Source organism: Epilithonimonas tenax DSM 16811, assembly GCF_000428485.1.
Lineage (GTDB): Bacteria > Bacteroidota > Bacteroidia > Flavobacteriales > Weeksellaceae > Epilithonimonas > Epilithonimonas tenax.
Genome location: NZ_AUAA01000020.1, coordinates 1 through 14,998, shown reverse-complemented (window position 1 = coordinate 14,998; position 14,998 = coordinate 1). Strand labels below are relative to the sequence as shown.

At 38.6% G+C, this 14,998-nt stretch carries 15 protein-coding genes; 5 read left to right on the top strand and 10 right to left on the bottom strand.

The genetic code is table 11. From position 1 onward, the window contains the following. Positions 1–637 precede the first annotated feature (637 nt). From F564_RS0111070 to F564_RS0111055, 4 genes are all read right to left on the bottom strand, one after another. Complete coding sequence (locus tag F564_RS0111070; protein WP_028122707.1) at positions 638–1,591, bottom strand: transketolase family protein; 954 nt, start codon at positions 1,589–1,591, stop codon at positions 638–640. 20 nt (positions 1,592–1,611) lie between these two features. Then, a complete protein-coding gene (locus F564_RS0111065) occupies positions 1,612–2,463 on the bottom strand; it encodes a transketolase (RefSeq protein ID WP_028122706.1) in 852 nt (283 codons plus the stop codon). Between the two features lie 170 nt (positions 2,464–2,633). After that, positions 2,634–3,155 (bottom strand): hypothetical protein, encoded by a 522-nt coding sequence (locus F564_RS0111060; RefSeq protein WP_028122705.1) that lies wholly within the window; start codon positions 3,153–3,155, stop codon positions 2,634–2,636. 59 nt (positions 3,156–3,214) lie between these two features. After that, the gene (locus F564_RS0111055; protein ID WP_028122704.1) at positions 3,215–4,162 is read right to left on the bottom strand and encodes a PhoH family protein; all 948 of its coding nucleotides are present in this window, start codon (positions 4,160–4,162) and stop codon (positions 3,215–3,217) included. A 101-nt stretch (positions 4,163–4,263) separates the two neighbouring features. Between F564_RS0111055 and F564_RS0111050 the strand changes: the two genes are divergently transcribed. Next, positions 4,264–5,091: an SAM hydrolase/SAM-dependent halogenase family protein gene (locus F564_RS0111050; RefSeq protein WP_028122703.1), complete on the top strand. Its 828-nt coding sequence runs from the start codon at positions 4,264–4,266 to the stop codon at positions 5,089–5,091. A 52-nt stretch (positions 5,092–5,143) separates the two neighbouring features. On the opposite strand, the gene F564_RS0111045 is transcribed toward F564_RS0111050, so the two are convergent. After that, positions 5,144–7,282, bottom strand: coding sequence for a M12 family metallo-peptidase (locus F564_RS0111045; protein WP_228373896.1), 2,139 nt, complete (start codon positions 7,280–7,282; stop codon positions 5,144–5,146). Positions 7,283–7,644: 362 nt separating this feature from the next. Here F564_RS0111045 and F564_RS0111040 point away from each other — a divergent pair, with 362 nt between their 5' ends. The 4 genes from F564_RS0111040 (at position 7,645) to lnt (ending at position 12,594) form a co-directional block, all read left to right on the top strand. Beyond that, complete coding sequence (locus F564_RS0111040; protein WP_028122701.1) at positions 7,645–8,217, top strand: CopD family protein; 573 nt, start codon at positions 7,645–7,647, stop codon at positions 8,215–8,217. 33 nt (positions 8,218–8,250) lie between these two features. Further along, a complete protein-coding gene (locus F564_RS0111035; RefSeq protein ID WP_028122700.1) occupies positions 8,251–8,979 on the top strand; it encodes an ABC transporter permease in 729 nt (242 codons plus the stop codon). Positions 8,980–9,146: 167 nt separating this feature from the next. Then, positions 9,147–10,820 (top strand): gliding motility-associated ABC transporter substrate-binding protein GldG, encoded by a 1,674-nt coding sequence (gene gldG, locus F564_RS0111025; RefSeq protein WP_028122699.1) that lies wholly within the window; start codon positions 9,147–9,149, stop codon positions 10,818–10,820. Positions 10,821–10,941: 121 nt separating this feature from the next. Then, positions 10,942–12,594 (top strand): apolipoprotein N-acyltransferase, encoded by a 1,653-nt coding sequence (lnt, locus tag F564_RS0111020; RefSeq protein ID WP_028122698.1) that lies wholly within the window; start codon positions 10,942–10,944, stop codon positions 12,592–12,594. A 62-nt stretch (positions 12,595–12,656) separates the two neighbouring features. On the opposite strand, the gene F564_RS0111015 is transcribed toward lnt, so the two are convergent. The 5 genes from F564_RS0111015 to F564_RS19145 all read right to left on the bottom strand — a co-directional run. Beyond that, positions 12,657–13,160, bottom strand: a complete 504-nt coding sequence (locus tag F564_RS0111015) for a DinB family protein (protein WP_028122697.1) — start codon at positions 13,158–13,160, stop codon at positions 12,657–12,659. Between the two features lie 160 nt (positions 13,161–13,320). Beyond that, entirely contained in the window at positions 13,321–13,773 is a 453-nt protein-coding gene (locus tag F564_RS0111010; protein WP_028122696.1) for a GNAT family N-acetyltransferase, read from the bottom strand. After that, positions 13,763–14,071: a barstar family protein gene (locus tag F564_RS0111005; RefSeq protein WP_028122695.1), complete on the bottom strand. Its 309-nt coding sequence runs from the start codon at positions 14,069–14,071 to the stop codon at positions 13,763–13,765. The genes F564_RS0111010 and F564_RS0111005 overlap by 11 nt, the downstream gene beginning before the upstream one ends. A 91-nt stretch (positions 14,072–14,162) precedes the next feature. After that, complete coding sequence (locus F564_RS0111000) at positions 14,163–14,675, bottom strand: ribonuclease domain-containing protein (RefSeq protein WP_028122694.1); 513 nt, start codon at positions 14,673–14,675, stop codon at positions 14,163–14,165. Between the two features lie 74 nt (positions 14,676–14,749). Next, the coding region (locus tag F564_RS19145; protein ID WP_034981403.1) for a transposase at positions 14,750–14,998 on the bottom strand (249 nt) is incomplete at its 5' end.

The following is a 14,998-nucleotide window of genomic DNA, read 5'->3' as shown; positions in this document are numbered from 1 at the left end:
AACAACTAATTTCCTATTAACAATCCGCTCCCAATGGAGCTGTAATTAATCCTATCAGGATTTACTGTTAATAGAAAAAATGGATTTAATAAGCGTAAAGCTCCAGAGGAGTGGCCTGTCTATTCATCTCATCAGCATTGAGTTCTTTTTGATTAGACAACAAGGGTTGAGAAAGAAAGATTTGAAGTAGAGTAAGATCTAGTTAATTCTAGTTTCTTTAAGGTCAAAAAATGGGTTTTTATAAATTCACTAAATTATAAAAATCTAATACCTAATCATTTAACAGTTTATTTTTCTTTCCTAAGGAATCTCAAACTCTTAAAATCAAATAGTTTATTTCTACGGAATGACAAAAAAATCGCTGATTCTAGCGTTGTGATTAAAAATGAATTTTCATAATTGATTGTTTTATCTCTCGCAGATTTTTTAGAATTTGAAAATGAACTGAAAAACTTGAGATAAAACCCATAGCCCCGATTGCAGTGGAAATCCTTTTTTGCGTGGACTTCGCTGAATCGTGATTACAGAACGTGATGCAAAAAAGATTGCAGCGGAAAGCGGGATCAAGCTTCTAAAAATTTTGCAAACAAAAAATCCACCGATAATGGTGGACTTTGTGCGATATAGTTGCTGAGAATTATTTTGTTCTCTCGATGATTTTTTTCACTGCTTTTACGACAGCTTCTGCATCAATTTGATATTTTTTCATTAGTTCTGCAGGTGTTCCTGACTCGCCGAAAGTGTCGTGAACTGCCACAAATTCCTGAGGTGTAGGCCGTCTTCTGGCCAAAACGCCAGCGATAGATTCGCCCAATCCGCCAAGGAAATTATGTTCTTCCGCAGAAACCAGTTTTCCGGTTTTTTCTACAGACTTGAGGATGATTTCCTCGTCCAAAGGTTTGATTGTGTGGATATTGATGATCTCACAAGAGATGCCTTCTTTCTCCAACTCTTCTGCTGCTAGCAATGATTCCCAAACCAAATGTCCTGTTGCAACGATGGTCACGTCTGTTCCTTCCTGAAGCAAAATTCCTTTTCCGATCTCGAAAGGCATATCTTCCGGAATGAAAACGGGCACTACTGGACGTCCGAATCTCAAATAAACCGGGCCTTCGTGTGCTGCTGCGGCCAGAGTTGCTGCTTTGGTCTGGTTGTAATCGCAAGGATTGATCACGGTCATCCCAGGGAGCATTTTCATCATTCCGATGTCTTCTAAAACCTGGTGTGTTGCGCCATCTTCTCCCAAAGTAACGCCGGCGTGGGAAGCGGCAATTTTCACATTCTTGTTGGAATAAGCGATGGACTGACGGATCTGATCGTACACTCTGGATGTTGCAAAATTGGCAAAGGTCCCAGCAAAAGGAATCTTGCCATTGATCGTCAATCCAGCTGCCAAGCCCATCATATTAGCCTCGGCAATACCAGTCTGGAAAAATCTTTCCGGTGCTTTTTCTATGAATTTCTCCATCTTCAGAGAGCCGATCAAATCTGCGCAGAGCGCGACAACATTGGGGTTGGTGTCAGCCAATTCTGCCAAGCCAGCTCCGAAGCCTGAACGTGTATCTTTTTTTTCTGTGTATGTATATTTCATTTGATTGTAGGAATAATAGATTAATAATCAGCTGGTGCTTCAAGGTATAATTGTTTGAAAGCGGTGTCCAACTGCTCGTCGTTCGGTGCTTTTCCGTGCCAAGCGTGACTTCCCACCATATAATCTACACCACTTCCCATTTCTGTATGAAGTAAAATAACGACAGGTTTTCCGTTTCCGGTTTCTGATTTTGCTTTGTTCAAAATAGCAATCACAGCTTCCAGATCGTTACCGTTTTTCTCTTCTAAAACCAACCAACCAAATGCTTCCAACTTGGCATGCAAATCTCCTAGTGACAGTACATCATCTGTATCACCATCAATTTGTCTCCCGTTATAATCTATGGTTGCAATCACGTTATCCACTTTTTTTGCAGCGGCATACATCAATGCTTCCCAGTTCTGTCCTTCCTGTAATTCACCATCGCCGTGAAGTGTGTAAACTAAAGAGTTGTCGCCATCCAGTTTTTTACCCTGAGCAGCGCCTAAGGCCACAGAAAGGCCTTGTCCCAAAGAGCCAGAAGCGACCCTGATTCCTGGTAATCCCTCGTGTGTTGTTGGGTGACCTTGTAGTCTGGAATTCAGTTTTCTGAAAGTTGCCAATTCTGCAACCGGGAAAAATCCGAATCTTGCCAAAGTACTGTAAAATACGGGCGAAATATGACCATTGGAAAGGAAAAACAAATCCTCATCCTTGCCTGCCATTGTGAACGGCAGTTTGTAGTCCAAAATTTCCCCATAAAGTGCTACGAAATATTCTGTACAGCCAAGAGAACCTCCTGGGTGACCGCTGTTTACAGCATGAACCATTCTAAGAATGTCTCTTCTGATCTGCGTTGAAAGGCTTTTCAACTCTTCAATAGATTTACTCATTATATAAGATTTACTTTGATTGCGAAAATACATTTTTTTTACGAGTAAAACCAATTTGAAAACAACTTATGCCGTGAGAATGATTCATAAATAACAGATTTTAATCTTTAAATTTTAGACAAAAAAAACTCCAATGCGAACATTGGAGTTGGGATATTTTTTGATAGCAATTATTTCAAATTGAAATTAAAACCTACAATTACAGCGCCTACTGATTCTTTTCCAATAACAGGTCTGTCATTGTAATATCTTCTGTTATCTCCTGAAATACTTTGGTACCCTACATACAATTCACCAGCCGGCATATTATACATAAATTTTGGCACCGCATACAAACCTCCATCGACGTTATCAGCAGTAGATATGGCATACCCTAAATCTAAGCCAACCGCTATTGGCGCTCCAGAGAAAGAGTATTTACCAGACACCGCAACAGGAATGAATCCAAAATCATCAGTTTTTACTGATCCTCCTGGATAATCATAACTTTTACCTATGTAATGAGAATAGCCAGTTGCTACACCCAAATCAAAACCTTTGGCAAGATTCCATCTGTATGCGGCATCCAAACCTAAAGTAAATGGAGAGTTACCAGTTGTTGGAGCGCCCATATGAGCGCCTAATTTAAAACCTTCCTGTGCTTGGGTAAATCCAAAAACAGCGGTTGCAGCAGCTAAAAAAATCTTTTTCATAGTTTAAAAATTTAATTTACACACAGACATTACCAACATCCGTACCAAAAACTAAATTTTTATTTTCTTTCGATACTGTTATAGGCCATGATGATCTTTTTCACCACTGGATGCCTTACCACATCTTCTTCTGTAAGATGTACAAATCCAATTTCTTCCACATCTTTTAGAATGGTCATGGATTCTTTGAGACCGGACTGCTGATTTTTTGGTAGATCGATCTGGCTGGGATCACCTGTGATAATAAATTTTGCATTCATCCCCATTCTTGTCAGAAACATTTTCATCTGGGAATGCGTAGTATTTTGCGCTTCATCGAGGATAACAAAGGCCTCATCCAGTGTTCTGCCTCTCATAAAGGCCAAAGGCGCTACTTCTATGATTCTTTTCTCCATATAACCTTCCAGTTTTTCGTGTGGGATCATATCACGAAGTGCATCGTACAAAGGTTGCATGTAAGGATCAAGTTTCTCTTTAAGATCGCCGGGAAGAAAACCAAGACTCTCTCCCGCTTCTACCGCTGGTCTGGTTAAAATAATCCTTTTCACCTCTTTATCACGAAGTGCTCTGACCGCCAGTGCTACACTGGTGTAGGTCTTGCCCGTTCCGGCGGGTCCAATCGCAAATACCATATCTTTTTTCTCAGATACCTTCACTAGTTTTTTGAGATTGGTGGTTTTGGCTTTGATGACTTTTCCATTGACACCTTTTACAATGATATCCTGGTCAAAGACCAATTGTTTTTCGGAATCGTCTTTCAGCTTGAGAAGTGATTCTAATTGTTTTATCTCTAAAGAATTGTGTTTGGAAATATAATCCGCAACATCATCTAATTTTTTCTTCAGCAGATCCAAAGTTTCACGATTTCCCATTGCAAATACAAAGTTGTCTCTGCCGGTGATTTTGAGCGTTGGAAAGCTAGATTTTATCAAATTAAAATTTTGATTCTGAACACCATAAAATGTTTTGGTGTTTATGCCTTCAAGTTCATAATTTATTTCAAACATAAATAAAATTAGTGGTTAGTCTAACAAATATATGAATAGATTTGACATCTTTTGAGGCTTTAAAAATTGAATTATATTAAATTTGCAATAAATATTAAAAGATGTCAGTTATCACCCTCACTTCAGATTACGGACTTGTGGACCACCGCGTCGCAAGCATGAAAGGCAAAATCCTAAGCTGGAGCGAAGTTGTCAAAATAGTGGATATAACACATAACATTGCGGCATACAACCTTTTACAGACAGCCTACATCGTCCGCAATGCCTATCAATTTTTCCCGGAAGGTAGTATTCATATTATTGCTGTTGACAGTTTTTACCACAAATCGAGAAAGAATATCATTACCAAAATCAATGGTCACTACTTTATCTCTGCCGACAATGGGATTATAAACCTGATGTTTTTTGATATAAAACCGGAAGTGATTTATGAAATCACTTTGAACAATCGTTTTGATGACAAAGTCATTTTCCCTGCGACGGAGATTTTTGTTCCTGCGGCGATGCACCTGTACAACGGTGGCTTACCCGAAGTTATCGGAAGAAAGATCAATGCCATAAAAGAGGTTTCTTTCCCACGAGCAATCTACAATGAGTCGGAGAAAATGATCATTGGAGAAGTGATGTATATTGATAATTTTGGCAATGTGGTTTCAAATATCAACAGAAAGTTTTTTGAGAAATATGCATCGATCTCGGACAATTTTACGGTCAAATTCCGGAATATTGTGTTATCAAAAATATTAGATCAATACACAGATGTGGTGACCGATTGGGAAAGGGAACAGGAATTCCATGGGAAATCGTCTGTTCTTTTTAATGATACTGATCTTTTGGAAATCGCCATTTACAAAGGCAGTGTTTTGAATGGTGCATCTTCTCTTTTCGGGATGAGCACTGGTGAAAAAATCTTTGTAGAATTTCGATAAAAAAAAACCGACACTGCTGCCGGTTTTTGTATTGATTGATTTTGAATCAGCATTACTGCTTGATCATGTTTTTTCTGAAACTATCTTTTTCAGTTTTGATCTTCACCACGTAGTTTCCAGTTTTAAGTCTGGATACATCGAATGTATTGTTTGACAAACTTTCGCCATCAAACTCTTTTACCAATTTCGCAGACATATCATAAATCTCTACGGCAGCTATTTTTGCAATGCCAGTTAGCTTGAATTGGTTTTTAACCGGATTTGGAGATAATGAGATATCTTTGGAATTTGTCACATCGTCTATCGCAAGAACAGTACAGCTGAAGTTAGCTTTGAAACCTGGTTTAGTCATTCCAGTTGACGATTTGAAAGTGATCGTGATTGCCCCTGAAGCATGTGTTGATGCAAACGCTGGCGGCAAAGTACTACCGCTGATGGTTCCTTGGAAAGGAACGCCGGTTGACAATCCGTCTCTTACGATGATGTAATCGCCTTCGCTCATATCAAATTCAGTAAATGTAATGGTCAGCTTCTGAGAAGGATCGTTTGGATAAAACGTTTTTGTCCAGCTTTCGTTGTTGGAATAATTACCATTGTCACCACCAGTATCAGTCACTGTTTTACCACACCAGTTGTCGCCGGTTAAAATCACCACAGCTCTTTGATATAAAGGAGAACAGTCTGTACCAACTTCTACTTTGTAAAATATATTGGCTGCCAGACCTGTAACACCAAACACTTTTGCAGCCGTTGTTCCGGATTTTACAATTGTACCGTCCATTGTTGAAACCCTGTATTTCCAGGAAGTGGATGTATTATCTGTAATGGTAACTGTAGCTGCTGTTTCAGTAACATTCGTCACTGTCATGTTGCTCAAAGTCACAGCACAAGACTTGGAACAGTCACCACTCATACAAGCTTTAGAATCTATAGTTTGTCTGATAAGATCACCAGGCTGTGGCCCGAATCCATTCGCAAAGCTGATACCTACGGAGTTCACCAAATGGCAATAACTCATGATAGAACCTTTTGTAGTAGTAGGCAACGGACCATCACAGCCTTCATTATTACCCGAAGCAGGGCCGCAACCATCAATTGCCGTATCATTGCCATTCCAGGCGCAGGCATGGGTGTGTGGAGAACCTAGGTTGTGGCCCAACTCGTGTGTCATCGCTTCTATATTCCAAGAATAAGTAGGAACTGCAATATTCTGATTATTAACACCACAGTAAGAATATTTATAAGTTCCGCACAACGCATTGACATAAGCCACACTGGTTGTAGCAGGATTTCTGATCAGCTGTGCCAAATCTCCATTAAATGTCGTTCTTGTCGTACGGAACTGACTAAGAATGGTTCCTGGCGCACCAGAATAAGGATCAGTAGTTGTCCAGACAAAAATAGAGCTCATCGCTACATTCACGCTTTCATTATCATATAATGTTTTGATATTATTAAATAAAGCCGTCACCCAATTGGTTGTAGTTGTAACATTGGAACCATTTTGCGTGTAAGGACCATAACCTACTTCAAAATAAATCCTAACGCAGTTGGCGGTAAGTTTAGATGTTTTCTTACGAGGATCATAAGATATTTTTTGGCTGCCATTTTCCGGGAGTTCATCGGCACTGCACGAGAAAGGATTTTTTGGTTTTAGCTTCTGATCATTGTAAGAAACAAAATCCTGAGAGTTTTTGGTTTTTCCCACAACAACATTTCCTATTTCTAAGGAAGATGCAACACCTACCACATCGTTATCAAAGAAACTAAAAGCTACCACAGATGTGTTGTCGCCCTTCACAATACCCTGGTAGTATACTCCTGGCGTATAAGCTTTGATCCCTTTGTCCGTATCTACCTGGAAATCATTTGTAAGAATGTTATTCTTAACCAATTCTACAGTAAGTTCTCCATTTTCAAATGGAAAAGTAAGCTCCATCGCCTCCGGTCTTTCGGTTACGATAGTCTCCAGTTCAGAAGGCTTTAATTGCATCACTGCTACATCTGAGGCTTCTCTTTGATACACCAAAGCATTTTTGGAAGCAACATCTTTTGTAAAGGGGCTCAACTTCACAAAACTTTTCTTTTTCGATTTTTGATCTGCTACTTTCTGAGCTATTGGTTTCAAATTTTGTGAAAGTACAGAACCAACCAAAAAGACTGAAAATAACATTTGTAAAAGTCTCTTCATAATCTTATCATTAAATTTATTGCACAAAAAAAGCATTTTTTTTTCAAAATTGATCTCAAAAATACAATTTTAACTATTTTATAATAATTAAAACACCATCGAAAAAACAATTTAAATCCTTAAAAAAAAGAAAAATATTTTAAAAAAATCATCCAAATTGGATTTTAATTCAAAAAAAAGACAGCCACAAACCCAATCTGGTTATTTAAAATTTGTTCTTAAAGCTTTACCGCGCTAATTATTTTTACATCAAAAGTTTCTTTTCAGTTTTCCTTATTTTATATATTTAATTTCTAAGCTTCAATTATTTTTTTCGTATTTTATCTTCTACCAATAAAAAGTATCTTTGCAAAAAAATTCTAATGCTGTATTCCGTTATCAAAGCGATTCACATTATTTTTATGGTAAGTTACTTTGCCGGGGTTTTCTATTTGATCAGACTTTTTGTGTACTACAAAGACACAGACGAGTTTGATGAAGTAAAGCAGCAGATCCTCAGAAATCAATACATTTTTATGGCAGTCAGGCTTTGGAACATCATTACCGTTCCTGCCGGAATCATCATGCTGACTAGCGGCATCACTATGATTTTGCTAAATTCCGGATTGATGAAAACGCCTTGGTTCCATTTGAAACTCACCTTTTTACTTGGATTAGGAATCTATCATTTCTGGTGCTGGAAAAAAGTAAAGGAAATCAAAAAACTAAACGGTGCTGTTTTACCGACAAGCAATATCAAGCTGCGTCAGTTCAACGAGATTGCCACCTTTATATTATTTGCAGTCGTTTTCACAGTCATCCTAAAATATAACGTTATAGAATATGGGTGGCAGCTGCTTTTAGGATTTTTCGGGATCATTATTCTGATCACTTCCCTCGTGAAACTCGTGAACAAGAACAAAGAGTCAAGAAGCCAGAAAAAAGACCAAAATTAAAAACCATCCACTAACAACTGACAACCATTCATTATGATTGCAATATTCAAAAAAGAACTTTGGAATTTCTTCGGAAACTGGAGCGCATGGATCATCATCGCAGCTTTCAGTATCATCTCGGCACTTTTCCTTTTCTTCTTCGAGAATGATTTTAATATTTTCGATATCGGAAGCGCAACGATACAGAGTTTTTTCGTGCTTTCGCCGTGGCTTTTGATGTTCATCATTCCGGCAATCAGTATGAGAACTTTGGCAGAGGAGCAGCAATCCGGAACTTTGTTTTGGCTTTTCTCGCAACCGGTAAAGATTACTGAGATTGTGGGCGGAAAATTCCTTTCTGTTTGGCTGGTCGGTGTTTTGTGTCTCTTGCCATCCTTGGTCTATTATTACACGGTTTACGTTTTGGGCGTTCCGGAAGGTAATATCGACGGCAGTATGACTTTCGGAAGTTATATCGGATTGATTATTCTGATTGCTGCTTTTTCAGCGGTTGGGATTTTGGCATCATCACTTTCACCCAATCAGATTACGGCCTATCTTCTGGGCGTTTTCATCTGTTTCATTTCTTATTTCGGGATAGAGCAACTGGCGAGTTACAAATTGTTGGGAAGCGCAGATTACGTGTTGCAGAACATTGGATTTTACCAGCATTTTCTGGCGTTCACGAGAGGACAGATTGATACGAGAGATGTATTTTATTTTCTGTTTGTGATCTTCTTGGGATTAGGATTGGCAAGTTGGTTTGTCTGGAGAAAGAAGTAAAATTAAGAGACAAGAAAGAAGTAAAAAAATTCAAAACTTCTGATTGGAACGTTGAAAATGCAGCCCGACTTGAGTGAGAACGGAAGGCGGAAATAGCTGCCCAAACCTAAGGAAAGTGTTCGACGTAGTCCAATCATAAACAGTAAAACATTGAACGTCAAAAGACAATGAATAAAAAAAATAAAATTACACTTATCATTATAGCGGTTCTTCTGATCATCGGGATGAGCGGACTGGTTTACAAACGTTTCGATCTCACGGCAGAAAAACGTTATACACTTTCGGATTCCACCATCAGCGTTTTGGAAAATGTGAGCAAACCGATGACCATCGAAGTTTATCTGGATGGCGATTTTCCGGCTTCTTTCAAACAGCTTCAGAATGAAACTAAGTTTATGCTGGACGAGTTCCGAAAGATCAATCCAAAGATCGATTACAAATTCCGCGACCCAATTGCAGAGAAAATCCCTCAGGATACTTTGGCAGCAATGGGAATGCAACCTTCCATACTTCCAGATATGAAAGACGGCAAAGTGTCGGAGATCGTGATGTTTCCTTACGCCGCAATCAAATACAATGGCTACGGAACAGCAGTTCCACTCATTGTACAGCAATCTGGAATTGATGCAGCTACGCAGCTCAGTAAATCGATTGAAAATCTGGAATACAATTTTGCCTCAACCATCAAAGGATTATCCGAAGAAACAGCGAAGAACGTTGGCTTTTTGGTCAATCAACAAGAATTGAGTCCCGATGAATTCCGTGGTTTTATGGATGTTGCGATGGAAAACTACAACATTGGCCCAATCATTCCTGAAAACAAAACCGAACTATCCTTGGCCGATGTTCCGAAGCTGAAACAAATGGATGCTATCGTGATCGCCAAACCAAGAAAGGCTTTTACCGATAATGAAAAAGTCATTCTGGACCAGTATATAATGAATGGTGGAAAAACACTTTGGATGATAGACGCCGTGAATGCTGAGATGGACACACTTTTCCAGGCAAAAAAAATCATGGCTTACCCGATGGATCTTAATCTGACAGATTTTATGTTCAATTATGGTTTGAGGATCAATCCTGCTTTGACAAAGGATATGAAAAAGTCTGCGCTCATCAGAATCGTATCGGGTGAAGTGGCTGGAAATCCGCAATACAGCAGTTTTCTCTGGCCTTATTTCCCTTTAGGCATTGCCGACACTTCTACGCCGCTCAGTGTACATCCTGTTACTAAGAACATCAATCCTGTCAAATTCGAGTTCCCGACTTCTATTGATACTTTGGGAAGACCAAACATCAAAACGAAAGTTCTTTTTGAATCTAGTGAAAGAACCATCAGCAAAACAGTTCCGAATTATGTGGCACTTTCTGAGATCGTGCGTGCAGACAGCATCGGCGAGATGGAACGCCCTGCTCCACCAAAAATTTTCGCTGTTGCCTTGGAAGGCAAATTCACTTCCGCCTATTCTACAAGGAGTGAAAAAAATGCCTATCCAGGCTTCAAATCACAAAGCCCGGAGAACAAAATGCTGGTGATTGCCGATGGTGATATTGCCAGAAACCAGATATGGAAAGGAAAACCGCTGCCTTTGGGCGAAGATTTGCTTACAAAAGAACATTATGGCAATGCGCAGTTCCTCAGAAATGCTCTGGATTATCTTTTGGATGACAGCAATATGATGGCACTCCGCAACCGAACGATCGAAATCCGCTTATTGGACAGAGAACGCGTGGACGCCGAACGATCAAAATGGCAGTGGATCAACCTGCTTTTACCTTTAGGAATTTTGGGACTTCTAGGTGCTGTATTTTATTTTATCAGAAAGAAAAGATTCTCATAATCGAAATTAATTTATTCCCTCAACCCTAAAGGGCATAAATTGTTTTGCTTCGCTCCCTTCAGGGTTGGGGAGACAACGGAATTTAATTTACAATCATTAAAAATAATTGAATTTAATAATTATGAAAAACCTTCTATTAGCTTTAATTTCCGGTGTTTTGCTCGCCATTTCTTGGCCAACTTACGGCATTCCGTTTTTTATATTTTTTGCATTTGTGCCTTTGTTGATGATGGAGCACAACATTGCGAAATTCAGCACTATCAAAAGGAAAAGTTTAGCGATATTTGGTTTGTCTTATCTCACGTTTGTCATTTGGAACACCGTTACGACTGGCTGGCTTTACAATTCCAAACTTCCTGATGGCAGCAATTCTCTTTTGGCAGTTCTGTTCCCGGTTCTTACTAATGCTTTTTTTATGTCGATCATTTTCCACTTTTATCGGCTTTACAAAAGAAGTCAGGGAACTTATTTCGGGCTGGTATTTTTCGTGGTGATTTGGATGACTTTTGAGAAACTTCACTTGGTTTGGGAATTCACTTGGCCTTGGCTTAATCTTGGCAATGCATTCGCAGACTACCATCAGTTTATCCAATGGTATGACACTTTGGGCGCAACTGGCGGCAGTTTCTGGATTCTGATTTGTAATGTCTTGGCATTTTATACTTTTAGAATTTGGGAAGCGGGAAGAATCAGGAAATCATTGATAAAAAATGTATCGATGTTGGCAGGATTTATCATTTTACCAATGTTGATTTCTTTGGTTAAATACTACAATTACACACCAAAAACTATCGGAACTTTGAATGTGACAATGCTCCAGCCGGCTTTGGATCCTTACAATGAAAAATATCAGAAAGACAGCTTGACAATTGAAAGCGATCTTTTAAAACTGGCAACTGAAAATTCTATTCTAAAAGATAAAGCAGGAAATCAAAACATCGACCTTTATCTTTCTCCAGAAACATCTTTGCCAGGACCCGGTTCTATCAGTGAACGAGGATTTAATAATAGTTTGCTCATCAATAATATAAAAGTATTTCTTAATCAACATCCAAAATCCGTTTTTACAGGCGGCATTTCCAGTTATTATGTGTACAGAGAAGATGAGGAAAGGCCCGTCACAGCAAGTTATCTTGACCGACAAGGCATTTGGGTGGATGAATATAACTCTGCCATTCAAATCATCCCAAATCAGCAGCCGGAAGTCTATCACAAAGCAATGCTGGTTCCCGGCGTAGAGATTTTCCCTTACATCAATTTCTTTAAACCGATTTTAGGAGATGTGATGCTGAATCTTGGCGGAACCACACGTTCACTCGGTGTTTCCAAAGAACGAAAAGTCTTCGCAAATCCTTACAACAAATCCGTCATTGCACCGATTATTTGCTACGAAAGTGTTTACGGCGAATACGTGACAGATTATGTGAAAAAAGGTGCCAATCTTCTGACGATTGTAACAAACGATTCCTGGTGGGGCTATTCTCAAGGACATAAGCAATTGCTTGATTATGCAAAACTCCGCGCCATAGAAACCCGACGGGAAATTGCTAGAGCAGCGAATAGCGGAACAAGTGCTCACATCAATTCCCGAGGCGATATTTTGGATGATTTGCCTTACGGTGCAAAAGGTGCTTTGATAGCGAAAGTGAACCTGATAGACCACGAAACTTTCTATACTAAAAGTGGCGATTTCCTTTCCAGATTATCGATGTTTGTGATTGGTGCATTGCTTTTGTTTATTCCGGGGAGAAAGTATTTGACGAGGAAGAAGTAAATCAAGTGTAACAATTTAACAAACTATCAATGTAACAATTAGAGAATTGTTAAATTGGTACATTAGATGTTCGGCAAATATCTTTCCTTAATAATATTCAAATGGTGAAGATTGTGACCAACGGTCAATTTCCCAATTGTCTCCACTTTTATCTCATTTCCATTCACGATTCCAATCAGCTGCAAAGCTTCTGCGGGAAGGGTTTTAAAGAAAATAGACGACTGCTTTCTTGTCACTTTGAACTCTTTGATCAGACTTTTCAAAGTCCGGGTTTCAGCGTAAGAATTATCCGCCCAGCTTTCTTCATCAAAACCTGAAACCAGAGATTGGTCTTTTCTGGAAAATCTCATAGATCGATAAGCAAAGACTTTTTCCGTATCAATCAAATGTTGCAAAAGTGTTTTCAAACTCCATTTCCCTTCTGCGTAAGCAAAGTTTCCTTGTTCTTCGGAAAGTGATTCATAGATTTCCAATGTCTGTTTCCGTGATATTTTCAATTCCTCAATCCAATTTTCTGATGGAACAAGGTCAAGATAGCGCTGGATATATTTTTCAAAATCGGTCATAAGTGGCTTGATGGTTTTGGTTGATGGAATTTATTGTTTATGTCCTTCGAGAGCCTCAGGATGACAAGTGTTGTCAGGCTGAGGCGAAGTTTATCCTGAGCTTGACGAAGGGAAGCCTTTTTAATTTTGATGAAATCATTTATCATTTATCATTCATCGTTTATGATTCCACTTCCCACTCATAGAAATTGACCTCATCGTATTTTTTGAAACCTGCGCTTGGATATAATCGATTTCCAATCATATTTTCTTTGCTGGTTTCCAGGTACATGCCACAAGAATTAGATGTTCGACAAAGTTGTTTCGCTTCATCAATCAACGCTTTGGAGTAAGCTTTTCCACGAAATTCGGGATTCACGTAAAGATCATTCAAAAGCCAATAACGTTTCATTCTCGTAGACGAAAACAATGGATAAAGCTGTACAAAACCACCTAACTTTCCTTCTTCATCAACCACAAAAATCTCAGAATCTTTACTTTCCAATCTTTCAGAAATGAATTGTTCTGCGCCGGAAATATCCGAAGTTTTGTGATAGAACATTCTGTATTCATCAAACAATTGAGCCAATTGGGAAAGATCGTCAATCGTCGCTTTTCGTGTATTATTCTTCATTTTCATCTAAATTTTCATCATCTTCGTATTGTTCAAGGTAATAACTGAAGGTAAAATCTTCCACTTCTTCTTCCACATCTTCCAGCGTTGTCAAAAGGTCTTCAAAAGTTTCCAATTGGTCCACGCTCATATTCACAAATTCGATGTGAAGAGGCAATTCCAAACTACCCGAAATCACATCCGAAAGTGCATCCAGATTGTCTCCGAAATATTCCGGCAATTCCAATTTGGACTTCAATTCCGTGTAAAAATCCTCATCATCGCCGATGTTTGAAAAATCGATTAATATTTCTTTCATTTAGTTGTTTGTTGGTCATTAACAGTTATCAGTCCGAGGCTCTCGAAGCCTTCTGTACTTTTAAATTGGTCTTGATTTTTGTATCTTATTTTTATTTCTTTTCAAAACTTTTATAGTGGTTCTTTGTCAGCCAAACATCACCATCTTCATTGAAAACAATTCGGTCCGCACCACGGTTTCCACAATTGTAATTCACGTCGGCTTCGTAATAGTGTTCGCCTTTTGGCAAAGATTTTTCACGGTTACTGAATGGGTCACCACCAATCGCTTTTCCTGGCAGAACATCACAGAGATTTCCTTTTGATGCAATCCAACCTTGGCTTTTAGCTTCAGACTTTGTGATGTAGTATTCCGGAAGTTTATGGTTTGATTTGACGTAAGAAATAACTTTAGTTTCATTCGTCAACTCTTCTATTGAATTTCCTTCAGAAGGCTTTTCTGTAACAGAATCAACATCAGTTTTCTTCTGACTTTGATTTTCTCTAAGTTCTTCAGCATATTGATTTCGCTTTTCGATTTTATAATTCGTGATGAGGAACATTACCGATATTCCTGCAAAAGCACCAACCAGGAAGAACAAAAGGGTTTTCAGTTTTGGATTCATTGTAAAAAATTTCTAAGCTAAAATAATGAAAACCTTGATTTATAAAGAATAAAAAACAAATATTAAGAGCCTGTTTAAATTTTATTCAATAAATTTTTTAAAGCGGATAATTTGACCATGTTTTCTGAATTTTCCATCAGGAGTTCATAATTCCGACACAATCTTCTATCATTATCAAACCAAGCGAAAGTTCTCTCAATAATCCATCTTTTGGAAATAGGCTTAAAATCTTTTTTCTTTCCATCGTTTCTCATCACCACATTTATTAGATAACCAAACTTATTTTTTACCTGTTCTATGACTTCTCCTCTGTAACCTCCATC